This is a genomic window from Ruegeria sp. HKCCA6707 (genome assembly GCF_013033515.1).
Classification (GTDB): domain Bacteria; phylum Pseudomonadota; class Alphaproteobacteria; order Rhodobacterales; family Rhodobacteraceae; genus Ruegeria.
The window spans coordinates 437,866-459,920 of the sequence record NZ_WQEG01000002.1; the positions used below are offsets into that span (position 1 = coordinate 437,866).

The 22,055-nt window shown below is 57.4% G+C and carries 23 protein-coding genes and 1 pseudogene; 10 read left to right on the plus strand and 14 right to left on the minus strand.

Annotated features, from left to right (window positions below; translation table 11 throughout):
* Positions 1-2: 2 nt before the first annotated feature.
* Both GOW40_RS08115 and GOW40_RS08120 read right to left on the minus strand, forming a co-directional pair.
* On the minus strand, positions 3-773 hold the full coding sequence (locus GOW40_RS08115) for a glycerophosphodiester phosphodiesterase family protein (RefSeq protein WP_171131932.1): 771 nt from the start codon (positions 771-773) through the stop codon (positions 3-5).
* Positions 770-1,225, minus strand: a complete 456-nt coding sequence (locus GOW40_RS08120) for a RidA family protein (RefSeq protein WP_171131930.1) — start codon at positions 1,223-1,225, stop codon at positions 770-772. Before GOW40_RS08120 ends, GOW40_RS08115 begins: the two co-directional genes overlap by 4 nt.
* Before the next feature lie 330 nt (positions 1,226-1,555).
* Here GOW40_RS08120 and GOW40_RS08125 point away from each other — a divergent pair, with 330 nt between their 5' ends.
* Both GOW40_RS08125 and GOW40_RS08130 read left to right on the plus strand, forming a co-directional pair.
* Positions 1,556-2,341, plus strand: a complete 786-nt coding sequence (locus tag GOW40_RS08125; protein WP_171101707.1) for a VacJ family lipoprotein — start codon at positions 1,556-1,558, stop codon at positions 2,339-2,341.
* Positions 2,331-2,939, plus strand: coding sequence for a phospholipid-binding protein MlaC (locus GOW40_RS08130; protein WP_171131928.1), 609 nt, complete (start codon positions 2,331-2,333; stop codon positions 2,937-2,939). The genes GOW40_RS08125 and GOW40_RS08130 overlap by 11 nt, the downstream gene beginning before the upstream one ends.
* 50 nt (positions 2,940-2,989) lie before the next feature.
* On the opposite strand, the gene fliP is transcribed toward GOW40_RS08130, so the two are convergent.
* The 4 genes and pseudogenes from fliP to fliF form a co-directional block, all read right to left on the minus strand.
* Positions 2,990-3,721 (minus strand): flagellar type III secretion system pore protein FliP, encoded by a 732-nt coding sequence (gene fliP, locus GOW40_RS08135; protein WP_171131926.1) that lies wholly within the window; start codon positions 3,719-3,721, stop codon positions 2,990-2,992.
* Positions 3,721-4,007: pseudogene (locus GOW40_RS08140) on the minus strand (FliM/FliN family flagellar motor switch protein). Before GOW40_RS08140 ends, fliP begins: the two are co-directional and overlap by 1 nt.
* A complete protein-coding gene (locus GOW40_RS08145; protein ID WP_171230927.1) occupies positions 4,000-4,596 on the minus strand; it encodes an ABC transporter ATP-binding protein in 597 nt (198 codons plus the stop codon). The pseudogene GOW40_RS08140 and the gene GOW40_RS08145 overlap by 8 nt, the downstream one beginning before the upstream one ends.
* Complete coding sequence (gene fliF / locus GOW40_RS08150; protein WP_171131922.1) at positions 4,596-6,164, minus strand: flagellar basal-body MS-ring/collar protein FliF; 1,569 nt, start codon at positions 6,162-6,164, stop codon at positions 4,596-4,598. Before fliF ends, GOW40_RS08145 begins: the two co-directional genes overlap by 1 nt.
* A gap of 119 nt (positions 6,165-6,283) precedes the next feature.
* On the opposite strand from fliF, the gene fliL reads away from it, so the two are divergent.
* The 5 genes from fliL to GOW40_RS08175 are packed head-to-tail and all read left to right on the plus strand — an operon-like array spanning position 6,284 to position 10,932.
* Positions 6,284-6,781 carry a flagellar basal body-associated protein FliL gene (fliL, locus tag GOW40_RS08155; protein WP_171131920.1) on the plus strand — a complete coding sequence of 166 codons (498 nt, stop codon included), beginning with the start codon at positions 6,284-6,286 and terminating at the stop codon, positions 6,779-6,781.
* A 9-nt stretch (positions 6,782-6,790) separates the two neighbouring features.
* Positions 6,791-7,276 carry a hypothetical protein gene (locus GOW40_RS08160; RefSeq protein WP_171131918.1) on the plus strand — a complete coding sequence of 162 codons (486 nt, stop codon included), beginning with the start codon at positions 6,791-6,793 and terminating at the stop codon, positions 7,274-7,276.
* The gene (locus tag GOW40_RS08165) at positions 7,273-7,860 is read left to right on the plus strand and encodes a MotE family protein (protein ID WP_171131916.1); all 588 of its coding nucleotides are present in this window, start codon (positions 7,273-7,275) and stop codon (positions 7,858-7,860) included. Before GOW40_RS08160 ends, GOW40_RS08165 begins: the two co-directional genes overlap by 4 nt.
* A gap of 46 nt (positions 7,861-7,906) precedes the next feature.
* Entirely contained in the window at positions 7,907-8,776 is an 870-nt protein-coding gene (gene motA, locus GOW40_RS08170) for a flagellar motor stator protein MotA (protein WP_171136613.1), read from the plus strand.
* Entirely contained in the window at positions 8,773-10,932 is a 2,160-nt protein-coding gene (locus GOW40_RS08175) for a hypothetical protein (RefSeq protein WP_171230928.1), read from the plus strand. Before motA ends, GOW40_RS08175 begins: the two co-directional genes overlap by 4 nt.
* Positions 10,933-10,988: 56 nt before the next feature.
* On the opposite strand, the gene GOW40_RS08180 is transcribed toward GOW40_RS08175, so the two are convergent.
* Entirely contained in the window at positions 10,989-12,341 is a 1,353-nt protein-coding gene (locus tag GOW40_RS08180; RefSeq protein WP_171131910.1) for an MmgE/PrpD family protein, read from the minus strand.
* 383 nt (positions 12,342-12,724) lie between these two features.
* On the opposite strand from GOW40_RS08180, the gene GOW40_RS08185 reads away from it, so the two are divergent.
* The gene (locus tag GOW40_RS08185) at positions 12,725-13,054 is read left to right on the plus strand and encodes a hypothetical protein (protein ID WP_171131908.1); all 330 of its coding nucleotides are present in this window, start codon (positions 12,725-12,727) and stop codon (positions 13,052-13,054) included.
* A gap of 16 nt (positions 13,055-13,070) precedes the next feature.
* Here GOW40_RS08185 and GOW40_RS08190 read toward each other — a convergent pair whose 3' ends face one another.
* Complete coding sequence (locus tag GOW40_RS08190; RefSeq protein WP_171101641.1) at positions 13,071-13,571, minus strand: potassium channel family protein; 501 nt, start codon at positions 13,569-13,571, stop codon at positions 13,071-13,073.
* 65 nt (positions 13,572-13,636) lie between these two features.
* The gene (locus GOW40_RS08195) at positions 13,637-14,542 is read right to left on the minus strand and encodes a rhodanese-related sulfurtransferase (RefSeq protein WP_171131906.1); all 906 of its coding nucleotides are present in this window, start codon (positions 14,540-14,542) and stop codon (positions 13,637-13,639) included.
* 97 nt (positions 14,543-14,639) lie between these two features.
* Between GOW40_RS08195 and pncA the strand changes: the two genes are divergently transcribed.
* Positions 14,640-15,233 (plus strand): bifunctional nicotinamidase/pyrazinamidase, encoded by a 594-nt coding sequence (gene pncA / locus GOW40_RS08200; protein WP_171131904.1) that lies wholly within the window; start codon positions 14,640-14,642, stop codon positions 15,231-15,233.
* Between the two features lie 2 nt (positions 15,234-15,235).
* Here the strand turns inward: pncA and GOW40_RS08205 are convergent, their stop codons facing one another.
* Positions 15,236-15,760: a hypothetical protein gene (locus GOW40_RS08205; RefSeq protein WP_171131902.1), complete on the minus strand. Its 525-nt coding sequence runs from the start codon at positions 15,758-15,760 to the stop codon at positions 15,236-15,238.
* Between the two features lie 161 nt (positions 15,761-15,921).
* Between GOW40_RS08205 and pncB the strand changes: the two genes are divergently transcribed.
* A complete protein-coding gene (gene pncB / locus GOW40_RS08210) occupies positions 15,922-17,214 on the plus strand; it encodes a nicotinate phosphoribosyltransferase (protein ID WP_171131899.1) in 1,293 nt (430 codons plus the stop codon).
* Here the strand turns inward: pncB and GOW40_RS08215 are convergent.
* From GOW40_RS08215 to GOW40_RS08230, 4 genes are read right to left on the minus strand one after another with little or no spacing between them, the layout of a single operon-like run.
* Positions 17,211-18,662: an aldehyde dehydrogenase family protein gene (locus GOW40_RS08215; RefSeq protein ID WP_171131897.1), complete on the minus strand. Its 1,452-nt coding sequence runs from the start codon at positions 18,660-18,662 to the stop codon at positions 17,211-17,213. The genes pncB and GOW40_RS08215 overlap by 4 nt on opposite strands.
* 32 nt (positions 18,663-18,694) lie before the next feature.
* Positions 18,695-20,293: a dipeptide ABC transporter ATP-binding protein gene (locus tag GOW40_RS08220; protein ID WP_171131895.1), complete on the minus strand. Its 1,599-nt coding sequence runs from the start codon at positions 20,291-20,293 to the stop codon at positions 18,695-18,697.
* Positions 20,290-21,105: an ABC transporter permease gene (locus tag GOW40_RS08225; protein WP_171131893.1), complete on the minus strand. Its 816-nt coding sequence runs from the start codon at positions 21,103-21,105 to the stop codon at positions 20,290-20,292. The genes GOW40_RS08220 and GOW40_RS08225 overlap by 4 nt, the downstream gene beginning before the upstream one ends.
* On the minus strand, positions 21,102-22,049 hold the full coding sequence (locus tag GOW40_RS08230) for an ABC transporter permease (RefSeq protein ID WP_171131892.1): 948 nt from the start codon (positions 22,047-22,049) through the stop codon (positions 21,102-21,104). The genes GOW40_RS08225 and GOW40_RS08230 overlap by 4 nt, the downstream gene beginning before the upstream one ends.
* Between the last annotated feature and the right edge of the window lie 6 nt (positions 22,050-22,055).

Sequence of the window (22,055 nt, forward strand, 5' to 3'; positions counted from 1 at the left end):
GTTCAAGCCGAATGTTCGGCCAGATACCCTTCGAATGTCACATTATCGGCAACCAGACGCGCCTGTGCCTCTTCTTCGGGCGAGCGGATCGTCCAACACAGGATCGGAACGCCTCTTGCCTTCAGCTCGGCCACCCGCGGGCGCGAGAGATCTTTGGCCTCGTGGCTGATGAAACTCGCGTGAGCCCGGTCGAAATCCGGGATACCACGCAAGTGGTCACAGACGGCTTCAGGCAACAGCTCGACCTTGGGCTGATAGGAACACGTCACAATACCGCGCGGGATGTCCGGAGCCAGACGGGCCAGTTCGACAACACTGTGCGGGTTGAAGGACATCAGCGCCACAGGCCCCTGATACCCTTGCAGGGCCCGCACCGTCGCGGCCTCGAGCGCGCCGATATTCGGCCCCATCGCACCGTCCTGATCCTTAAGCTCGATCAGCAACGGCACGCGCCCCGCCACAAGAGTCAGCACGTCTTCCAGGCTGGGAATACCCGCGCCGTCCCCTTTCAGCAGGGCCGTTTGTTGCGCCTGCCGTGCCGGGATTTGCTGGATCGGGCCAGGCTGGCCGGTCAATCGCGTCATGTCATAGTCGTGAAAGACCATTGCCTGCGCGTCCGAGGTCAGCTGCAGATCAATCTCAATCCCATATCCGGCCTCAATCGCAGCCTCGATTGCGGTCCGGCTGTTTTCCGGGCGCGCGTTTTCGATATCGTGCAAGGCACGATGCGCAATCGGTACCGAGAGGAAGGCCTCTGGCAGCGCGGGTCTCATTGGACTTCGAAAATGCCTTCGATTTCAACCGCCACACCCAATGGAAGTGCTGCTGCGCTGACAGCGGAACGGGAATGGCGACCGGACTCGCCCAGCGCTTCGACCAGAAAATCCGAGGCTCCGTTGATGACTTGAGGCTGTGCGGTGAAATCCGGGGTCGAGTTCACAAAACCGGTCAGTTTGATCACACGCACCAGCTTGTCGATGTCACCCCCACACGCCGCTTTAACCTGAGCCAACAGGTTGATCGCACAGGTTCTTGCGGCTGAGGCACCGGCCTCGACATCCATCGTGTCGCCCAGCTTGCCTGTGATGAGTTCACCATCCATCGAGATCTGGCCCGAGACATAAACGATGTTCCCAACGCGCACGAAAGGCACATAATTCGCCGCCGGAGCAGGCGCATCTGGCAAGTTGACGCCCAGGCTTTCCAGTTTTGCTGCAATGCTCATGTCTTGTTCCTCTTCCTCGCCAAGTTCGACTCGGGCGGACGCTAACCGGGAAGCGCCTAATCGGAAAGCGGGAAATGCAAATCTGCCGTCAAAGTGACACTCTGAGCATGAGTTCACTCATTCTTGATGCTGCAAGTTGGTCTCACTTTACGACAAACCCTTAAACGCGTTAAACGCAAGGAGTTTCAATTCACACTTGGAACGTTTATGTGACCTCGGATTGCGCCTTTGCGCGGCAAGCCTATTATTGTTTGAATGACCGGCATCGTAAGACCGGGCTTTTTTGGAGTGGCAGGAACAGTGTCTCGTCTCAGTCTTCTGAAAACCCTGATGGTGCTGTCCGTCGCGACCTTTTTGTCTGCCTGTGCCAGCCAACCCGCAGACGAAGCTGCTCGGGGCGAAGTATTTGACCCTTACGAAGGCGCCAACCGCTCGGTTCATAAGTTCAATCTGGGTGTTGACCGGTTTCTGTTCCGCCCGGCGTCAAAGGGCTATGTCAAAATCGTCCCGGATCCGATGGTGACCAGCTTTAGCACCTTCGCGGAAAACATCTCGCTGCCCGGGCAGGCGATTGACTATCTGTTGCAGGGCAACCCCAAACAGATGGGCAACGCGCTTCTGCGCTTTGTGATCAACATGACCGTTGGTGGCCTGGGCTTATCCGCGCCTGCTGACGAATTGAACCTGCCACCTGTGGATACCGATTTCGGAGAAACGCTTCACGTTTGGGGATTTGGGGAAGGCGCGTATGTCGAGCTGCCTTTCTATGGTCCCTCAACCACTCGCGACGCGGTGGGCGTAATCGTCAATTTGTTCTCGAATCCCATCAACTTCACCCCAGTGCGGCCCGCCGACAATTTGGGCGTCTATGCCGAAGTTGTAAGACGCATGGGCGACCGTGGTCGGTTTTCAGATACGGTCGACTCGATTTTGTACGACAGCGCAGACAGCTACGCCCAGGCGCGCCTGATTTATCTACAAAATCGTCGGTTTGAACTGGCGAGAGATGATGAAGACTCCTATTTGGGTCTATATGATGACCCATATGCCGATATTGGCACCGACCCTGTCAGGGACCCTTTCCTAGACCCTTACGAGGACCCCTATGCCGAATAATGTTTTGAACAGACGTCAATTTGTTTCGACCTCATTCGCTGGTCTAGCGGCGACACTGCTGCCCCTTCCCGCCTTTGCTTTGACTGAGGCAGAGGCCACGCAGCTGGTGAATTCAGTGGTCGCCGACATCACCCGCGTTATCGATTCCGGTAAATCCGAAAACGCGATGCTGCGCGATTTCGAACGGATCTTCGTGGAATACGGTGATGTGCCTATCATGGCCCGCTATGCGCTCGGTGTTGAAGCTCGCAGCGCGTCCAATGCTCAGATGCGTCAGTTCACCAAGGCGTTTCAGGGTTACATCTCGCGCAAATACGGTCGTCGTTTCCGCGAGTTCATCGGTGGCGAAGTTACCGTTCTCAATGCACGCAAAATCAAAGCGGGTTACGAGGTTAGAACATCAGTGAAACTGCGCGGCTCGGCACCGTTCGAGGTGACGTTCCTCGTTTCCGATAAATCGGGCCGCGGTAAGTTCTTCAACATGTTCATCGAGGGTGTGAACCTGCTTTTGACCGAAAGAACAGAGATCGGGGCCCTGCTGGATGCACGCAAAGGCAACCTCAATCAGTTGATCAAAGATCTGGATTCAATCGGTTAGGGTTTCCCGCCCTGATGCGCGACCAGAGCCGCGAGGCGAGACTGGACGGGTCAGGGCACATAGCTGCGCACCAACGCGCCTGCGATCAGTGCCCATCCATCGGCAATCACAAAAAACGCCAGTTTGAATGGCAGCGCAACAGTGGCTGGCGGCACCATCATCATGCCCATAGACATGAGCACAGCCGCGACAACCAGATCGATGATCAAAAACGGCAGAAAGACCAGAAACCCGATCTGAAAGGCGCGTGCAATTTCCGAAAGCATGAAAGACGGCATCAAAACCGAAAGCGGGGCGTCCGGGGTCGGCTGCAGGGTGTCGCCGTTTGGACGCAAGGCAGCCATCGCCTGGAATGTATCCGCATCCAGCCGCGCAGCCATGAACTCACGAAACGGCACCATCGCCCGCGTCAACGCGGGCTCTACCTCCAGCGTTTCTTCAATCATTGGCTGGATGCCGGTGACCCAGGCTTCGGTAAATACCGGCTCCATGATGAAATAGGTCAGGAACAGCGCAAGGCTGACAATCAACATGTTCGGCGGTGATTGCTGCAAACCAATCCCTTGCCGTAAGATCGAAAGGACCGTGATCAGAAACGGGAAACAGGTGATCATGATCGCCAAACCCGGCGCCAGGCTGAGCACCGTGATCAGCAGGATCAACTGTATTGATCGGGCCGAGATGGACCCGCCCTCGCCCAGCGACACGGACAGTTCTTGCGCAACCGCATGTGACGGCGTCATCAACAGCGCCAGAACCGGTAGCCAGGCCAGCAAGCGCATTATCCGATCCCGTTTTGAAGATCTGAGATTTCGGTCAAACGTACTGCCAGTTGACCGGCTTGGTCCCCCTCCACTTCTCCAGCAAACCTCTGGCGACGAGTTGATCACCAACATAGAGATCGACAGGATCCTCGATCCGCTTGTCCAGGGTCAGAACCGCGTTCTCACCCATGCTCAACAGATCTCGGATCAAAGGGCGCGCGCGGCCAACGGATACCGTTACCTCAATTGGGATGGCCTCGAACGGGTTGGGTTTGTCCTGGGTTGTGTTTTGCGAGTCAGTCATGGGTCAAAGCCTCTATTACTTCAAACAGATAGGCGTCAAAAGCCGCCGCGATGGTGGACAGCAACGCGATGTGATCAATCTCGCGACGCTCCTGCCCGACCTGTAATGCTGCCTGCCCCGGCATCAGACCGGGGTCTTCGACGACCTGAGCTTTGGAGGGCAGACCTTCTGGCAGCAAGTCATCGATCAGCGCGGCTGTTCCCTGAGGCACGCGCAATTGAATGGGTTGCGCGATTTGGTTGCGCGCCATCTCAACAAGCTGTTCGATCAGTCTGCGCGCAAAACTCTGATCCAGCGCTTCCGGCAAAACCGTCTGGACCAGGCTTTCGAACATCGGTTCAAGCGAAACGGTCATCCGTGTCAGCGCTTCGTGATAGGTGAACGACACATCCGACAAGGCCGCTGACAAATCGCCCGTAAGCTTGTCGCGGCCTGCGTCCTGAGCTTGAGTGGCGTCGTCCCAACCAGCACCATATCCGCGCTCGAATGCGATCAGGCGCTGTTCCTCCAGTGCTTCTTCATCCAGAAGATGCAACGCACTGCCACCAACCTGAGTGGTGAAATCCTCGAGAAGATGCGCAATCGACATCAGGCCGTCTCCTCGCTTTCCTCAAGCCAACTGCACAGTATCTCGACCGTTTCTTCCTGCTTGTCTCCAATCATCGAGCGCAAACGGTCGACGGCATCGTCACTGCGTGCCTCGGACAACGCTGGAACATTCTGAGCCGGCTGTCCTGGCAAAGCCGTGAATTCCTGCCCATCATCTGCCGCTATCTCACCAACCAGCGGCGCATTGCCGGTGTTCGCTGTGGCGGGAGATGGCAAAGCCGGGGCTGCCTGATTGGTCAGGATCGGTCGGATCACGAACAGAGCCAAAACAAGGGAAACAAGCGCCAAAACCGCCATCTGGATCAGGGACATCACGTCCAGGTGGATGTTCTGCCACAGCGAAGAAGCCACCAGGGTTCCAGCCGGTTCGACCACCGGCAGGTCCAGCGATTTGAGGGTGATCACATCGCCCCGCTCGGCGTCGTACCCAACGGCCGAGGCCACCAGTTCTTCCAACGCGTCAAGTTCAACCTGCGGCATCGGCTCGAACCCCGCCTCGGTCTGTATACCATTGACCAGCACCGCAACGGTCAGCCGCTTGATGGCGCCGGGTGCCCGATGAACCTCGAGTTCGGTCTCGGACACCTCATAGTTCACGCGTTCACGGGTTTGGGTCGCCGTCGAGTTGGATTCGTCCCCTCCGGCACCATCACCATCTGGCAGGTTCGACGCGACCGTCACCTCAGACGACTGGTTGCGCGCGCTGTCCGAGCGTTCTTCGACATCGGTGCTGATCGCCACCCGGCTTTGTGGATCAAACCGCCGTTCACGGATCGATTCAGTTTCGGTCACCGTATCGACGCTGACCTCGACCACCGCGTTTCCTGCGCCAACCCGCGCCTCGACCAAACGCAAAACGCGTTCGCGCAACTGGCGCGCCTTTTCATCCGCGCTATCCCCGGCCACTGGATCATCCTGCGCACCGATCACTGCGCCGCTCGAATCGATCACGGCAACGTTTTCGGGGGTCAAGCCGCTGACAGCCGAAGAAACAAGAAATCGGATCGCTTTGGCCTGGTCGCCAGTGATCTGCGCGCCCGACGCCGCCAGATAGACCGAAGCAGTCGGGGTCACACTGCGCTGAAACGGGTTGGCGGTGCCATTGGCGATATGCACCCGCGCCTGACTGACATGAGGGCTTCCGACGATGGTTCTGGCCAGCTCGCCTTCTTTTGCGCGCCAATATGCGGCGTCAAACATCTGCGAGGTGGTGCCAAACCCACTAAGGGAATCAAGCAGCTCGTACCCGCGGCTACCATTTGCGGGCAATCCTTCACTGGCCAATGTCATCCGCAGCTCATCCCGCTGCGTGCTGGGTACGTAGATCGACCCGCCGCGAATCTCGTAGGCGACCCCTCTTTGATCCAGCGAGCGCACGATGTCGCCAGCGGCCCCGCTTTCCAACCCAGCATAAAGCAGGGTCATGGAGGGCGCCGTCACCAGACGCGACATGCCGAGGATTCCCAGAAAAACCAGCACGACAGCACCAGCCACGATTATTTGTTTACGCCTGTCCAAACTTGCCCAGACAGTTCCGATCTGCTGCACGCTCACCTCCGACTCGCCGACATTCTGTGCGGCACGTCCCTTGTTTGAACGATTGCCCTTAACAATCGGTTAGTCCCTGCGGGGTTATGACAAGGGCCAGACGCATGGATGAGGATGTCATGACCGACGCGACCGCAGATGAGGCAGAAGCCCCTAAGAAATCGGGGAAATTGGGAATGATCCTTGGGGTGATTCTGGCTCTTGCCGGTGCGGCTGGCGGATTCTTCGCGACGACCGCAGGTCTGCTGCCTTACGGATCGGAAAAACCCGAAGATATGGCCAAGACCAAGGATGAAAAAAAGGACGTCAAAGCCCTGCCAGATGTTGGTTTCGTCGACCTGCCTCCGGTGATCGTTTCGGTGAACGCTGGCGATTCGCGGCATTTGAAGTTTCACGCTCAGCTTGAGGTGAACGCCGACTACATGGCGGATGTGGAAAAGATGCAGCCGCGAATCATGGACGTTTTGAACAACTACATGCGGGCCGTCGAACTGACTGATCTTGAGGATTCGCTGGCCCTGATGCGCATTCGCGGCCACCTGCTGCGCCGCATCGCCATTGTCGTCGGAGAAGGCCGCGTTCGCGACGTTCTCGTGATGGAATTCGTATTGAATTAGGAGACAAAGTTGGAACTGATTGCGGATATTCTGCTGGTCGCCGGTGCGCTTGGAGCGGGTCTGTACTGCTTTGTTCTGGCGCGCCGTCTGAAACGGTTTACCGATCTCGAACAAGGTGTAGGAGGGGCTGTTTCCGTCCTGTCGGCGCAGGCTGATGAGTTGAAAACCTCATTGGACTCAGCCCGCGCGGCATCAGATCAGTCGGGCGCTGCGCTGCAGGAGTTGACCCAACGTGCCGAGGCTGTTGCTCAGCGGCTCGAACTGATGATGGCGTCGATGCACGATCTGACGCCCGAACACTCTCAAGCTCAGGTGGAACAGACCGAAACGCGAAACCCCAAGGTGTCGCAGACAGTGTCTAATTCGAACGACACAGTCGATCCTGCTGCGCCGGAAAAGCCTGAGAAACCGGTCGGTTCGACAGAAATTGAGAGATCTCCGGGCGGGCTGATGTTCTTTCGCCATGCCAAACCTCAGGCGGGGCCAGCGAAATGATCCCGGTCGCTCCCAACAAACCACGGCCACGCGGTGGCGTTTTGGCAGTCATCGCGCTTTTGATGCTGGGATCAGCCGCCATTCGGGTCGGTCTGGAGGCAGGGCCCGCGCTGGCAAGGGGGGTGGACCCGGATCAGATGGACCCCAAGCCCGAGGCGCCCGCAAGCACCACAGCCGCTGAATTGCAGCTGTTGCTGAGCGAGCTTCAAGCCCGCGAGAAAGACCTCAAACTACGCGAAGAAGAAATCCAGAATACCGAACGGGCGCTTGAGATCGCAAACGACGCAATTGAAACCCGCCTGGTCACGCTTGAACAGGCCGAAGAAGCGCTGCGCGAAACACTTAGTCTGGCCGACAAGGCCGCCGAGAAGGATCTTTCGCGCCTGACAGAGGTTTATCAGAACATGAAGCCCAAAGACGCCGCCGCTTTGTTCGAGACCATGGATCCCGTTTTCGCAGCAGGTTTTTTGGGCCGGATGCCCGCCGATACAGCCGCAGGTGTCATGGCCGGGCTAAGCCCCGAGGCCGCCTATACAATCAGCGTCGTCATGGCTGGCCGTAACGCGCGCGCGCCGCAGGAATAGGCACCATGGTTTCCCCTCACGCACTTCAAAACACCGGAGATTTCTCATGATCGGCATTGTTGGAATCGTCGTTATTTTCGTCATGGTTTTCGGCGGCTATCTGGCTGCGGGTGGCAAGATGACCATCATCATGAAATCACTGCCGTTCGAGATGATGATGATCGGGGGGGCCGCTGTCGGTGCCTTTTTGATCAGCAACGACATGAGCGCCGTCAAACACACCGCAAAGGATATCGGCAAGGTTTTCAAGGGACCGAAATGGAAACCCGATGACTATCGTGACCTTTTGTGCCTGCTGTTTTCGCTGATCCGTATCGCGCGCGCCAACCCGGTGGAGGTCGAACAACATATCGAAGATCCCCAAAGTTCGAGCCTGTTTTCGGCCTATCCCAAAATCCAGGCCGACAAGGAAGCCGTTGATCTAATCTGTGATACCATGCGGTCGGCGTCGATGAACTATGACGATCCCCATCAGGTTGAAGAGGTGCTGGAAAAACGGATGGAGGCCAATTTCCACCACGCACTGCATTCCAGCCACGCCCTGCAAACGATGGCCGATGGCTTGCCTGCCTTGGGAATCGTTGCCGCGGTTCTGGGTGTTATCAAAACAATGGGTTCGATCGATCAACCGCCCGAAGTATTGGGCAAGCTGATCGGCGGGGCGCTGGTTGGCACCTTTTTGGGGGTCTTTCTGGCCTATGGTCTGGTCGGCCCCTTTGCGGGAAAGGTGAAGGCTGTCGTTGAGGAAGACAACCATTTCTATCAGCTCATCAAGGAAGTTCTGGTTGCCAATCTGCACAACCACAACGCCGCTATGTGCATCGAGGTTGGGCGGCAAAATACACCAACTCATAACCGTCCCGGCTTCTCGGAGTTGGAAGAGGCGCTGAAAGAGCTCAAGCAGGCGGCGGCATGATATTCCGGCTGATCGCGATATTTGCTGTCTGTCTTTTTGCCGCTGCCGCGAAAGCTCAGGAAATCCCAGTGCGGTCGGGCGAGCATGAGGGTTACACCCGCCTTGTCCTGCAGGTACCGCAGGGCACGGATTGGCAGCTGTCTCAGCGTCAAGACGGGGCATCAGTATCGGTTGATCTTACGGACGTGACATTTGATACGAGCCCAGTATTTGACCGCCTTTTCCAAAACCGTTTGTCAAAGCTGACCCAACCCAAACCGGGCGGGCCCCTGGAACTGGAATTTGCCTGTGACTGCATCGCTTCGGCGTTCTTGCATCGGCAAACCATGATCGTGATCGACATCGCTCCGGGAGAATTTGTGCCTCCGCCCACAGCGGATATCTTTGATTTCACAGAGAATTCAGTGGTTGAAAAACCGCCTTTTCCAATCTCTGAGGCCCTCGCCCTACCGTTGCGGGACCTGAATGCCCCCAGCTTTGAAGCACAGTTAATGGAACGGGTCCTCCAAGGTGCGGACCGAAGCGTTGTTGATCTGGACATTGCAGGAGTCGGTCGCCGCGATTCAGTAAGCGATTTGTCTCTGCTCTTGCCGAACTCGCTGCCTGAAAACATCCGGCTTTCTTCGGTGCTGGACGATGTTGAAGGGTTGGGAGACCTCCGGCTGGACGCGCTGGATCCGGTTCCGGTTTGCCTGACCGATGCAGATCTGGGTTTTGACGACTGGTCAACCGAACAGCCTTTTGTCGAACAAGTCGCAAATCTGCGTGCCGGCTTGTTTATGGAGTTTGACAAGGTCGATCAGGAGCGGGCGATACAGCTAGCAAAACTTTATGCCTATTTCGGGTTTGGCGCTGAAGCGTTGCATTTGCTCGATCTTACGGGTTCAGACACCTCGGATGGTGAACTAGTGGCTGCCATCGCGCGTATCATGGACGAAGAACCAGCCCGCGCGCCAGGGCCGTTTGACGGGCAGCAAAGATGTGACTCCGACTCTGCGCTGTGGGGCCTGTTGTCCGAAGGCCAGTTGGCCCCCGATGCGAATTTGGATGCGATTGAGCAATCCTACTCAAAGCTGCCACTCCATCTTCGCAAACATCTGGGACCAAGATTGTCTGAGATTTTGGTGGAAGCTGATGAATTGGAGGCCTCGCGCCGTGTGTTGCGCGCCATCGAGCGGGGCGAAGCAAAGCCGGGCCCGGATGTCACGCTTGCCAAGGCGGAAATAGCCCAGGCGGAAGGAGAACAGGAACGCACAGACGCGTTGTTGACAGAAGTTGTCACCACAGCCGAGGCCGGAGAAGATGCACCGCTGGCGCTGGCGCGATTGATCGAAAAACGCTGGTCTGATCGGGGTACGATCGCACCAAAAGAAGTGGAATTGGCCGCTACATATGAGGTTGAACTGCGCCGGTCCAAGATGGGGCCGATGATGGCGCGGGCGCATGTTCTGGCCCTGGCTCTGAGTCAAGATTTCGCCACGGCTCACAAACGTTTAGACGCTGCACCAGATGACAAAGACTGGCAGCGCACACGTCATCAGGTTCTGGATCTTGTGACTGAGCGGGCAGATGATATCACCTTTCTGGGACGTGCGCTGAACATGAGCGCCGCCGCGCATAAGAAATTGCCGCAGAGATCTGCTGCATCCATTTCTGCCCGCCTGGTCGAGCTGGGCTTTCTCAAGCGCGCGGCTGAGATAACTGCGACGATCAATACCACCAATGCCGAAGATGCAAACAGAAGGTTACGCGCGCGTATCTACTTGGATGAGGGATCTCCCAATCAGGCGCTGCTTACGCTTTCGCGCGATGAATCAGACGAAGCGCGGCTATTGCGGGCAGAGGCCATGAATCTGGGCGAGAATTATGAAGGCGCGGCGCAGGTTCTGCAGGACTTGGGTCAAAGCGAGAGCGCTGCGCGCTATCTCTGGCTTTCGGGCGCGGCGGTTGAGGATCTGCCGGAGACCAGCGAGCCATATCGCAATCTATCGCGATTGAGCGCGGCTTTGGCGACACCGATGCGACGCGCGTCGGATACACCGCTCGCCGATTCTGAAGCTTTGTTGAAACAGAGTGACGCGACTCGCAGTCAGATCTCTGAGATGTTCACTCTATTGGACGATTTACACAGGTCAGATGAGGCTGTGTTGGAATAGCGGGGAAAGCTTTTTTGTCTCTAATACGGGAAATAATTCCGTTATTTTCTGATCGGTCATATTCCAGGCGGATCGTAAATAAGATGTGCGAGGTCGGAAAACCGGGTTTGTTTTGAAGGTAGAGACAACACGGTCGCGCAGATCTGAGAGGCTCTGGTCCGGCCTAACACGGGCACGGCAAATTCATTGTATTTGGCGACAATTTCATCCCGGCCAAGCGGCTCTTCTGCTCCGCCACGGGCGTTGATGTCGCCGGACTCATAGACCTGACCGTCATTCGTCTTCAGCTCGACATCGGCCCATCGGCCCAAAGGGAACCGCGCGTTGTGGCGGTCACGTTCAGAAACGGTGATCCGCTGGACAAGCTTTGCCACCGACGGGTCTGCCAGCCCGGCGCCCGAGATATGTTCGACACCAATGCGACCGTGCACAGCGTGGGCGGCCACCGCAAAAGGCAGCGAGTATTGTGCCTGCGATGTTGTCTTTGGCATACCGGGGAACAGGCGGGCGGCCTCATGAAAGCTGAAGACTCTCAGTTCTTTGATCTGCTCATGAGACAGATCATGTTGCTGCATCAACTGGCGTACTCCGTCAATCGCAGCATGGGCCCAGCGGCAGATCGGATAGGGTTTGATATACTGATCGTCGATCAGCCAATCCGAACCCAGATCCGACCAAAACTGTGCGACATCATCGTCTTCAAGCGTGATGGCAGGTGCACCGGTAAACCCACGCTCTGCCAGAACTGATGCAGACAGGCCCACCATTGCACCCCATCCAGATCCGTCATGCAACATTGTTGGGTTTGCGATCTCGCGCATCATTTGACTGCGCGGACCATGATATTCAGCGATCCCCAGAGCATGGCGCAACTGATCTGGGGTCTGCCCGCGCAGCCGCGCAGCCATGGCCGCCACTCCCAGCGCGTTCCAAGCTCCTGATGTGTGATAGTCGCTGACGCTGTGATGCAAAGCCAAACCCGCGCGCCCGGCAATCTCGTAACCTATTGTCATGGCGGCCAAGGCCTCGGGCCCGCTCAATTCTGGTCGCTGCTCAGCCAAAGCGGCCAAAGCTGGCACGATTGCAACACCGATATGACCCTTGGTGGGGTTGTATCCGTCATGAGCGTCGAGGTTGTCAGTCTGCGTCGCTGTCGCGTAGGCCGCCCCCGCCAAACTGACCCGGCGCCCATCGAACAACATGCCTGCTGAAAATGCTGGATCGGAACTGACGTAGAGCAATGCCGCTGTGTCGCGCGCGATCACACCAGCCTCCATCGGGGCCGCACCGATCAGGACACCCAGCGTATCGAGAAAAAGCAAAGCTGCGGTTTCTAGCGTAGACTCCGGTATCGCATTGGTTGGAGTATTCAGCGTCAGCTCGGCGACGCGGCCAAACGTATCGTTCATGATCAAACCCCCAAACAAGTGCATGTACAGGAATTCAGCCACAGGACCGGCCGGGAATATGATCTGATCCCGACGTGAAATGTCGAGAACCGCGCGGATTAGACGAAATAGACCCGAAAGTCTGACAAATTCAGGCTCTGAATCAGCAAATTTGTGCTCAATGACAAAAAACGCGCAAAGACGTGAATCCGTTTGGGTTGAATTGCCAAAATCTCACTCTTCATTGAGGTAAGACACGCAAAAATGCGCGCACGCGAAGTCGAATAACGACGGGACAGGCTGTTTGGGTATCGGCAAATCAAGTGTCGAAACTGACGGTATTCTTGAAAAAGTTCCACAAATGTTCTATATTTGTTCCTGTGTGGAACGGAGGTATTCGAGCGATGACAAATGCTGCCCGTCAAAGCTGGTTCGATGCACCCAGCAACGACTACCACCTGTTACCGGTCACCGACCGGCAAATGCGCTATGCCCGTGCCATTGCAGAAAAATCAGCTCTGGATATCCCGGTTGAGGCGCAACGCGATCGGAAGTCCATGTCTGCCTGGATATCGGCTCATAAACCGGAAGATACGTCACCGTTTGCGAACTACCCAACAGGCAAACAGATTGCTTTTGCGGAACGTATCTCTCGCAGCAAACGGCGACCGATCCCTGCGGAATGCTTCAAAGACAAGCAGCTGATGTCGCGCTGGATCGATCAGAACAAATAGATCTGCTTCGCTTCTTTCAATGATTGTGTTCGCGAGAATAGATAGCAACAGCCGCCGCGACGAACATGCCCAGCAGGATGTAGCCCGTCACCGCTTCGGCCACGGCCAACCCGCGGCACAGACCGGTTGGAGACATGTCGCCATACCCGACTGTGGTGAAAGTAACATAAGAGAAGTACAAAATGTCTGCCGGTCCACCCGCGCCAACGACGCAGTTGTCGTTATAGCCAAACGCGCCATAAACAGCGGCAAACAGGAAGGGGACAACCTGAATAAAGGAAATCCCCATCAGCAATAGCAACCGCCGCGGCGATTTGACCTGAGTAACGTAGAACCAGGATTGCGACGCGATCCAGATCAGCAAACCGACCGACGCAAGGGTACCGATTGTATCGCCTGCGGTGGTCTCATTCAGGCGCGACAGGCCGAACCACGCGATAAAGCTGGCCAGCATCAGGCCAAGCGCTGCGAGTAGCGTGGATTTCCATTCCTCAAGGGTTCTGGGTTCGCGGGACATGAACGCTCCGGCACGGGGTTACAAGCGGGATCATCTGGAATTCAAAACTCGGCTGCAAGCCAAATTCAGTCCGTTCCCAAATGCTCATCCCCGCGTTTGCGGGCCAAGAGAATCTGTTTTTGGCGTTCGCGAAACCGCATCTTGTCCTGTTCCGAGGTCTCATCGACACACTGATGACAGGCAACACCATGTTCGTATTCAGGGCGCTTTACATCTTCGGGCAGGATTGGGCGGCGGCACCCGTGACACAGTTTATGCGGCCCTTCGACCAGACCGTGGCCCACGGAAACGCGGTTGTCGAAGACAAAGCACTCACCTTGCCAAGTACTTTGCTCAGCGGGCATTTCCTCGAGGTAGCGCAAAATCCCACCTTTGAGGTGATAGACATCCTCGACCCCCTGCCCCAACAGATAATTGGTGGACTTTTCGCACCGGATACCACCGGTACAAAACATGGCCACGCGCTTGTTGTGGAACCGGTCTTTGTTGGCCTCCCACCAGGTGGGAAATTCACGGAAACTGGCTGTCTCAGGGTCTATTGCGCCTTCAAATGTCCCAATCGCCACCTCATAGTCGTTGCGCGTGTCGATCACCACCACATCGTCAGAGCGGATAAGATCGTTCCAATCCTCTGGTTCGACGTAATGTCCGACACTGGCCCGTGGATCGACATCGGGTTGCCCCATGGTGACGATCTCTTTCTTCAGCCGCACTTTCATTTTGCCAAAGGGTGGGTGATCCGACGTCGCCTCTTTCCATTCCAGATCTGCGCAACCAGGCAGCGCACGGATATGGGTTAGGACCGCGTCAATGCCAACGCGAGGACCGGCAATTGTCCCGTTGATGCCTTCGCGTGCCAGCAGCAAGGTACCTTTGACCTTCTGGGCGCGGCACAACTCGACCAATGCAGGACGCAAAGCGTCGGGATCATCGAAACGCGTAAAGTGATAGAGAGCAGCGATAGTATACATGCGCGCGATCTACTCCTGACGCGGATCAGACGCAAGAGACCGCATTGACCTAGCCCGTCCGGCCACCTACCGATACATGCAGTAACAGGAGACCGAAATGACCCATGCTCTGATCGTGATCGACGTACAGAATGATTTCTGCCCGGGTGGTGCTTTGGCCGTCGCGGGCGGGGACGAAATCGTTGCGCCGATCAACGCCATGATGGATGATTTTGAGGCCGTGATCCTGACGCAAGACTGGCATCCGGCGGGTCATTCCTCATTCGCCAGTTCGCATCCGGGCAAATCACCTTTTGAAATGACTGAAATGCCATATGGACCGCAAGTGCTTTGGCCCGACCACTGCGTTCAAGGCACCAACGGCGCGGCGTTTCACTCTGGCCTTCGCACAGATGCAGATCTGATTATCCGCAAAGGGTTCCGGCCCGCGATCGACAGCTATTCGGCATTTTTCGAGAATGACCAGTCAACGCCCACGGGGCTGCAAGGCTATCTGAACACACGCGGGATCACCGCGTTGACGATGGTTGGCCTGGCCACGGATTTCTGCGTTCATTTCTCAGCCGTTGATGCCGCAAGGCTTGGCTTTGACGTCACCGTGCGTCTTGATGCATGTCGCGCCATCGATATGGACGGATCTTTGGCCGCTGCCGAACAGGCTGTGCGGGAAGCCGGTGTGAAACTGATCTGAGATCAGGGATTTGCACCTTGTGCAGCCAGCAATTTTAGCAGCGCAAACAGAACCAGGGCGACACCAATCGCAATCCCAATCTTAGCCGCAATCGGGCGGCGTTGTCGCTGCGTTTCTGTTTGATCGGCGACCGGCGCAAATTCCTTACGTCCAGATGCCGGCAGAGGCTGCGCGTTTCGGGTCTGTTCCAGAAAAGACCAAAAGTCGAAATCCCCACAGTATTCGCCCTGAACACCCATGTTGCGAATATTGGTAAACAGCCGCTTTAGCACGCGCTGGCGCGCTTCGGCGTCTTCTGCGCGGTAGAAGCCTCTTCCAACACCGGTCTCACGCGTTTCGAGGCTGAAACCCGACTCCAGGAATATCCTGCGGATCTTGGGAGACGCAGAGCGAAGCGCTTCAGCTGTTTGGAAGTCGCGGAAGACCGCGCGCACGGGGCGCGTTCCTGTCATCGACGCGAAACCATGTTCCGGGTCAACCTCATCAGGCGCAATCGTTACAATATCAAAGTCGTAATTCAGACTCATCCACAACTCTTAACTTTCACCATCCCGCCCATAACCTACTGGGCAAGGAGCACTCGTATTAAGCCCGCAATGTGACTTGTCCTTGGCATTGTTCCCAATTCCGCGACTCTTGCCAATTGCCGTTCAGATTGATCTAACGACAGAAATGGCAGGAGCTCCTCATGGTCGACATAGCGACACGGGTGTACAATCATAAATGGAAAATTGACCCAATTGTACGTTCTTTAATCGACACAGACTTCTACAAACTGCTCATGTGCCAGTCAGTGTTTCGAAATAAGCCCCAAACGGATGTGGTTTTTTCGCTGATTAATCGGTCGAATCACGTTCCGCTCGCCCGATTGATAGACGAAGGTGAGCTGCGCGAGCAACTTGATCACATTCGGTCGCTCAGCCTGAGCCGTGGTGAAAGCACCTGGCTAAGGGGCAATATGTTCTATGGAAAACGGCAGATGTTCCGCTCGGATTTCATGGAATGGTTCGAGAATATGCGCCTGCCCGCCTATCATCTTGAGCGCCGCGGGGATCAGTATGAACTGACATTCGAAGGCAAATGGCACGAGGTCATGCTGTGGGAAATACCGGCCCTGGCCGTGTTGATGGAGCTGCGGTCACGCGCTGTTCTGAATGGCATGCGCCGGTTCGAACTGCAGGTGCTGTATGCCCGCGCGATGACACGCGTGTGGGAAAAAATCGAGAAACTGCGTCAAATCGACGGTCTGGGAATCGCTGATTTCGGCACCCGGAGGCGCCACTCATTCCTGTGGCAGGATTGGTGCGTGCAGGCCATGATCGAAGGGTTGGGATCTGCCTTTTCCGGCACATCCAATTGCCTGATCGCGATGCGGCGCGAGGTTGAGGCCATCGGAACCAACGCGCATGAGTTGCCCATGGTCTATTCCGCGCTGGCCGATACGGATGCGGAACTGGCCCAGGCGCCCTATGACGTTCTAAGTGATTGGCACGATGAGCACGAAGGGAACCTGCGCATCATCCTTCCCGACACCTATGGCACCAAGGGCTTTCTGGATCGCGCGCCAGATTGGCTGGCGGGTTGGACAGGTATTCGCATCGACAGCGGCGATCCGGCCGCCGCAGCCGAAATTGCCATCGACTGGTGGAAGGATCGTGGCGAGGATCCGACGCAAAAGCGTGTCATTTTCTCGGACGGGCTGGATGTGGACAAGATCAATGAACTACACAGACAGTTCTCCGGGCGGGTCAATGTCTCATTTGGATGGGGCACGCTGCTGACCAATGACTTTCGCGGCTTGGTACCCGATGACGCGCTCGCACCGTTTTCACTGGTGTGCAAGGCGGTGTCAGCCAATGGTCGGCCGACGGTGAAACTGTCGGACAACCCGGAAAAGGCCATGGGCCCCAAAGACCAGATCGAGCGCTATAAACGGGTGTTTGGCGTCGGCGCGCAGCAGGCGATCGAGGTCATCGTCTAGCCGTGATAGGCAGCCACCGTTTTCAGTTGCGAAAAGCCATAGAGCGCCTCAAACCCTTTTTCGCGGCCATGCCCGGATTTTCCGACGCCACCGAAAGGAAGCTCAACCCCGCCTCCAGCGCCATAGTTGTTGATAAAGACCTGCCCTGAGTGCAGCGCTTTGGCAAGTCGCATCTGGCGGGCGCCGTCCCGCGTCCAGATGCTGGCGACAAGGCCGTATTCGGTGGAGTTCGCAATATTTAAAGCCTGTTCTTCCGTCTCAAACGGGATCATCACCTGCACGGGGCCAAAGATTTCATCCCGGGCCAGAACGTGATCGGGCGGCACATCGGCAAACAGTGTAGGTTGAATAAAGGCGCCGCCTTCTGGCGCGCCGCCAACAATTTCACCCTGCGCGGCAACCGTCAGATCCGCGCCCTTTTCCAGGAACGCGCTGACAATCTCTTTCTGCCGCTCCGAGATCAATGGCCCAACCCGCAGGTCTTGCATCGCAGGGCCAACAGTCAGCGCCCCATAGGCCTCGGCCATGCGAGTTTTGACCTGCTCATAGACCCCGCGCTGCACCAGAATCCGCGAAGAAGCCGAGCAGGTTTGCCCCGCATTTTGAATACCGGCATTCACCAGAAAGGGCAGCGCCGCATCCAGATCGGCGTCGTCAAACACCAGCTGCGGGGATTTCCCGCCCAACTCCAGGGTCACCGGCACCACGTTTCGCCCAGCGGCTTGCTGGACCAAAGCGCCCGTGGCAACTGATCCGGTGAAAGAGATATGGTTGACGCCCGGATGCCCGGACAAGGCGGCCCCGGCCTCGGCGCCCAATCCGGGCACGACATTCAGCGCTCCGGCGGGCAGCCCGGCCTCGACTGCCAGATGCGCAAAGGCAAGTGCCGTCAAACAGGCCTCTTCCGCCGGTTTCAACACGCAGGCATTGCCCATTGCAAGCGCCGCCCCGACCGAGCGTCCGATGATCTGCATCGGATAGTTCCACGGCACGATATGGCCGGTCACCCCATGCGGTTCGCGCAGGGTGTAAACGGTGTAGCCATCCAGATAGGGGATCGTTTCACCCATCACCTTATCGGCAGCACCGCCGTAGAACTCGCAATACCGCGCCAGCGCGATGGCGTCGGCACGCGCCTGCGTCAGCGGCTTGCCCACATCCAGCGCTTCCAGCGCGGCCAGAGCCTCGACCCGGTCCAGTACCAATTGCCCCAATCGGGTCAGAATGCGACCCCGCTCTAACGCGGTCATGCGCCCCCATTCCCCGTTCATCGTCGATCTCGCCGCCACAACCGCAGCATCGATATCATCAGACGACCCGCGCGCGATTTGGCAGATTTCGCCCCCATCCGAGGGATTGATCAAAGCAAGCAACTGGCCAGAGCGCGCCGGAACCCAATCTCCTCCGATCAGGCACAAGCTAGGGTCAAACCATGGCTGCTGGGTCATTTTGCTCTCCCTTTCGTCTCTAACAAGGTCGTTCAGGCGGTTTCTACGTGGATATCTGGTAGTTTTGGCGCGGCGGCGATCAGCGTTTGGGTGTAAGGATGTTGAGGGTTCGAAAACACCTGTTCCGTTTCGCCCTGTTCGACGATCTTGCCTGATTGCATCACCAAAACCCGGTCAGTGATGGTGCGCACAACGCTCAGATCATGGCTGATGAACAGGTAGGTCAGGTCATAGGCGGCGCAGAGGTCCGCCAGTAAATCCAGGATTTGCGCCCGGACCGAGACATCTAGGGCCGACACCGCCTCGTCAAAGACGATCAGTTCGGGGCGCGTGATCAGTGCGCGCGCAATGGCGATGCGCTGTCTTTGCCCGCCCGAGAATTCATGGATGTACTTCCCCGCATCATCGGGGCGGAGGCCCACGGCGGTCAGCATTTCAGCGATACGCTCTTGTCGTTCTGTCCCAGTCGGCGGTACTTCCAGCAAGTGAAACGGCTCTGTGATCAGCCGGGCAACCCGGTGGCGTGGATTGAAACTGCCATAGGGATCCTGAAACACCACCTGCATTTTGCGACGCACGGCCAAGTTGGGCCGGTGACCAGAAAAGACCGGCTGCCCATCCAACAGGATTTGCCCGGATTGCACCTCTTCTAAACCCAAAATCGCCCGCGTTAGGGTCGATTTTCCACAGCCGGACTCGCCAACCAGGCCCAACCGCTCACCACGGTTCAGGGTAAAGCTGACGCCGTCAACCGCACGGTGAGAACCCGGGGTGTCGAACAGCCCTGTGCGCGGTAGGCGGTATTCCCTGACAACTTGTGTGACCTCCAGCAGCGGTTGCGGGCTTGTCGGATCAGGCAGGTTGACCTGATGATCCGACGCCTCGAACAGCATCCGGGTGTAGGGGTGTTGCATATTTTGCAATAGGTGCTGGGTCGCCCCACGCTCGATCACTTCGCCATGGCGCATGACCGTGATCTGATTGGCCATTTCGGCCACGACGGCCAGATCATGAGTGATCATCAGCAAGCCCATACCATATTCGAGCACGAGGTCTTTCAGCAGATCAAGGATCTGGGCTTGTGTGGTCACGTCCAGCGCGGTTGTCGGCTCATCTGCGATCAGCAGCTTGGGGCGCAGCGCGATGGCCATCGCGATGACCACGCGCTGACGTTGCCCGCCCGACAATTCGTGCGGATAGCGACCAAGGGGAAAGCGGTCTGGCGGTAGGCCAACGCGTTCCAACACCTCTTGGGCGCGCGCACGCGCCCGAGCCGGTGGCATGGCTTTATGGATCAGGATGGTTTCCATCACCTGATCGCCAATGGTTTTCACCGGGTTCAGCGCTGTCATCGGCTCTTGAAACACCATGCCTATCGCGGCACCGCGAAGGGCACACATCTGGGCCTCGGGGCGATCCAAAAGTTCCTGACCGTCCAGTTCGATTGTCCCGGTCGCGTCGGCTCCGTTCGGCAAAAGCTGCATCACAGCAAGCGCAGTCATCGACTTACCAGACCCGCTTTCACCAGTGACCGCCACGATCTGACCCGGATCGATGGAAAGGCTGACATCCTTCAGGATCGGCTGGCCGTGAATCGACAACGAGAGGTTCTGGATCTGAAGCAAACTCACGCCCGTGCCACCCGAATTCTTGGGTCCAGCCAGTCGCGGAGCCCATCGCCCAACAGGTTCAATCCGAGCACAGTGACAATGATCGCCAGACCGGGAATCAGAGCCAAATGTGGGGCAAAACTGACCATTGTCTGCGCATCGGCCAGCATCCGCCCCCAACTGGGCGTGGGCGACTGCGCGCCCAGACCGACATAGGACAGCCCCGCCTCGGCCAGAATACCCAGGCTGAACTGGATGGTGCCCTGAACGATCAGCAGGTTGGCAACATTGGGCAGGATATGTTCGGCCGATATCCGCGCGGCACCTTTGCCTGCCACACGGGCGGCCAGAATGAACTCGCGCTCCCACAAGGACAGGGCCGCGCCTCGGGTGATGCGGGCGAAGACGGGAATGTTGAAGATGCCGATGGCGATGATGGCGTTGATCGCACCCGCGCCAAAGACGGCAGTGATCAGGATCGCAATGACCAGCGAGGGGAAGGCAAAGACCAGATCATTGCCGCGCATGATCACTTCATCCAACCACGACCCTTTGCGCGCTGCAGCGGTCAGGCCCAAGGGTACGCCCAGCGCCATGCCGATGCCGACCGCCACCAAGGCCACGGCAATCGAGGTGCGCGCACCCACCATGATCATCGAGAACATGTCGCGCCCGAAATGGTCGGTGCCGAACCAGTGTTGCGCGTTCGGAGGCTGCAACTTGTCGGGGATATTCAGCGCGGCGTGGTCATAGGGCGTCCAGACGAACGATACCAGCGCGGCAAGCACCACCAGAGACGACAGCGCCGAACCAAGGATCAGGTTGCGGCTCATGTCCTGCTCCTCAGCCTTGGGTCAACGGCGGCGTAAGCGAGGTCGACCAGGAAATTCACCGTGATTACCGCGAAGACCAGCAGCATGACCACGGATTCGACCACGATCAGGTCGCGGGCCGAGATCGCCTGAAACACCAGCCGTCCCAGTCCCGGCAGATAGAACACCTGTTCGATGATGATCGAGCCAGCCAGCAGGAACGAGAATTGCAACCCGATGATGGTCAGCACCGGGATCAGAGCGTTGCGCACGCCGTGCCGCCACAGCGCTTGGCGACGCGTGAGACCCTTGGCGCGAGCGGTGCGCATGAAATCTTCAGCCAGTATGTCCAGCAGCGACGACCGCATGACGCGCGCAAGGATCGCCGCCTGCGGCAAGGCAAGCGCAATCGCGGGCAGGGTCAGTGAATGCAGGCCGGTCCAGAACCCATTGTCCCAACCCGCGAAGCCTCCGGCATTGAACCAGCGCAGGTTGATGGCAAAAATCAGCACCAGCATCATAGCAAACCAGAAATTTGGAACGGCGATGCCCAGCTGCGTTGCGCCCATCACTGTCAGATCACCCGGTTTGCCCCGACGTGCAGCGGCGTAGATCCCCGCTGGAAAAGCAATGAGGGTCGACAGTGTCAGCGCATAAAGCGCCAGCGGCAGCGACACCCATAACCTGTCAGCAATCATCTGCGAAACCGGCGTGCGATAGGTGTAAGAGGTGCCGAAATCTCCGACCAACATCCCGCTGATCCAGTTGAAATACCGCTGGGTTTTTGACACGTCCAACCCCAGCTCGGCCCGCAGTGCCGCGAGTGTGTCCTCTTGCGCATTAACCCCCAGCATGAACGAGGCCGGATCACCCGGTGCAACCTCGATCACAGCGAAAATGACAACCGAGGCAACGGCCAGGCTGACAAGCAAGGATAGCAATCGTTTGAGAGTGTAGCGCAGCATTACTGC

Excerpts from the sequence above, each read along its gene's own strand:
- fliL (WP_171131920.1), top strand. The coding sequence starts at position 6,284 with ATGACCGACGCGACCGCAGATGAGGCAGAAGCCCCTAAGAAATCGGGG.
- pncB (WP_171131899.1), top strand. The coding sequence starts at position 15,922 with ATGGTCGACATAGCGACACGGGTGTACAATCATAAATGGAAAATTGAC.
- GOW40_RS08180 (WP_171131910.1), bottom strand. The coding sequence starts at position 12,341 with ATGAACGATACGTTTGGCCGCGTCGCCGAGCTGACGCTGAATACTCCA.
- GOW40_RS08130 (WP_171131928.1), top strand. The coding sequence starts at position 2,331 with ATGCCGAATAATGTTTTGAACAGACGTCAATTTGTTTCGACCTCATTC.
- GOW40_RS08165 (WP_171131916.1), top strand. The coding sequence starts at position 7,273 with ATGATCCCGGTCGCTCCCAACAAACCACGGCCACGCGGTGGCGTTTTG.
- GOW40_RS08225 (WP_171131893.1), bottom strand. The coding sequence starts at position 21,105 with ATGAGCCGCAACCTGATCCTTGGTTCGGCGCTGTCGTCTCTGGTGGTG.
- GOW40_RS08215 (WP_171131897.1), bottom strand. The coding sequence starts at position 18,662 with ATGACCCAGCAGCCATGGTTTGACCCTAGCTTGTGCCTGATCGGAGGA.
- motA (WP_171136613.1), top strand. The coding sequence starts at position 7,907 with ATGATCGGCATTGTTGGAATCGTCGTTATTTTCGTCATGGTTTTCGGC.
- fliP (WP_171131926.1), bottom strand. The coding sequence starts at position 3,721 with ATGCGCTTGCTGGCCTGGCTACCGGTTCTGGCGCTGTTGATGACGCCG.
- GOW40_RS08230 (WP_171131892.1), bottom strand. The coding sequence starts at position 22,049 with ATGCTGCGCTACACTCTCAAACGATTGCTATCCTTGCTTGTCAGCCTG.
- GOW40_RS08120 (WP_171131930.1), bottom strand. The coding sequence starts at position 1,225 with ATGAGCATTGCAGCAAAACTGGAAAGCCTGGGCGTCAACTTGCCAGAT.
- GOW40_RS08185 (WP_171131908.1), top strand. The coding sequence starts at position 12,725 with ATGACAAATGCTGCCCGTCAAAGCTGGTTCGATGCACCCAGCAACGAC.
- GOW40_RS08125 (WP_171101707.1), top strand. The coding sequence starts at position 1,556 with ATGGTGCTGTCCGTCGCGACCTTTTTGTCTGCCTGTGCCAGCCAACCC.
- GOW40_RS08205 (WP_171131902.1), bottom strand. The coding sequence starts at position 15,760 with ATGAGTCTGAATTACGACTTTGATATTGTAACGATTGCGCCTGATGAG.
- GOW40_RS08145 (WP_171230927.1), bottom strand. The coding sequence starts at position 4,596 with ATGTCGATTGCGCATCTTCTCGAGGATTTCACCACTCAGGTTGGTGGC.
- GOW40_RS08195 (WP_171131906.1), bottom strand. The coding sequence starts at position 14,542 with ATGTATACTATCGCTGCTCTCTATCACTTTACGCGTTTCGATGATCCC.
- GOW40_RS08175 (WP_171230928.1), top strand. The coding sequence starts at position 8,773 with ATGATATTCCGGCTGATCGCGATATTTGCTGTCTGTCTTTTTGCCGCT.
- pncA (WP_171131904.1), top strand. The coding sequence starts at position 14,640 with ATGACCCATGCTCTGATCGTGATCGACGTACAGAATGATTTCTGCCCG.
- GOW40_RS08190 (WP_171101641.1), bottom strand. The coding sequence starts at position 13,571 with ATGTCCCGCGAACCCAGAACCCTTGAGGAATGGAAATCCACGCTACTC.
- GOW40_RS08115 (WP_171131932.1), bottom strand. The coding sequence starts at position 773 with ATGAGACCCGCGCTGCCAGAGGCCTTCCTCTCGGTACCGATTGCGCAT.